We start from the raw sequence: 1,145 nt of genomic DNA on the forward strand, positions 1-1,145 counted from the left end.
CTTCACTCTCCTTGATCAAGCCCGCGACAATGTTACACATATAGTTCAGTGAAAATTCTCGGTAGGCCGTATGGGAAAGACTGCCCCCCCAAGTATCGAAGATTTGTACTGCCTGCGCACCAGCAGTGATTTGTGCGATCAGATAGGCAATAACTGATTGAGCCAACACATCCAACAGTTGATGCATAAGTTCTGGCTGCTCATAGAGCATCGTTTTGCTACGGGCGAAGTCACGGCTGGATCCACCTTCAATCATGTAGGTGGCCAATGTCCAAGGGCTTCCGGAGAAACCGATCAGAGGCACCCGCCCGTTTAATTCCCTGCGAATGGTCGTCACTGCATCGATGACATACGACAAGTCATGCTCAGGTTTGATCACTTCGAGTGAGGTGATATCAGACTCGGTGCGCAGTGGCTTTCTGAACCTGGGCCCCTCGCCTTCTTCAAAATATAAGCCTAGACCCATCGCATCAGGGATAGTCAGGATATCTGAAAATAGGATAGCAGCGTCCAAGGGGTAGCGCTGCAGAGGCTGTAGGGTGACTTCACAGGCCAGCTCGGGATTGGTACAAAGGCCCATGAAATCCCCGGCTTTAGTCCTAGTCTGGCGATATTCTGGCAGGTAACGACCGGCTTGGCGCATCATCCATACCGGCGTCACGTCGACGGGCTGACGCAGCAGAGCCCGCAGGAAGCGGTCGTTCTTTAGTGAAGTCATCAACGATCCTTATACTTTTAGGTAATCGAGGATCCCTTCACCAGCCTGACGCCCCTCCCAAATGGCCGTCACCACCAAGTCCGAACCACGCACCATGTCCCCACCGGCAAATACCTTGGGATTACTGGTCTGGAACTTGAATGGTTGCTCCTCAGGAGCAACCACACCTTGCCAGCTGTTGAGCTCAACACCGATATCCGTTAGCCAAGGGGCTGGGCTAGGCTGGAAACCAAAAGCGATTAACACCAGATCAGCTGGAAGAATTTCTTCACTACCAGCGATGGGGACAGGACGACGACGTCCCCGCTCATCGGGCTCACCCAGCTCAGTGGTCACGACCTTGACACCTTCCACCCGACCATTGCCGACAATTTCAATAGGCTGGCGGTTGAAGAGAAACTGAACGCCCTCTTCCTTGGCATTTTGT

2 protein-coding genes are annotated in these 1,145 nt (G+C 53.0%); both read right to left on the reverse strand.

Annotation, left to right across the window (positions count from 1 at the left end; genetic code table 11):
- Nucleotides 1-718 (reverse strand): uroporphyrinogen decarboxylase (hemE, locus tag V6D20_18960; protein HEY9817861.1); only part of this gene is annotated, 718 nt, incomplete at its 3' end.
- Between the two features lie 9 nt (nucleotides 719-727).
- Nucleotides 728-1,145 (reverse strand): FAD-dependent oxidoreductase (locus V6D20_18965; protein ID HEY9817862.1); only part of this gene is annotated, 418 nt, incomplete at its 5' end.

This window comes from Candidatus Obscuribacterales bacterium (assembly GCA_036703605.1).
Classification (GTDB): Bacteria; Cyanobacteriota; Cyanobacteriia; order RECH01; family RECH01; genus RECH01.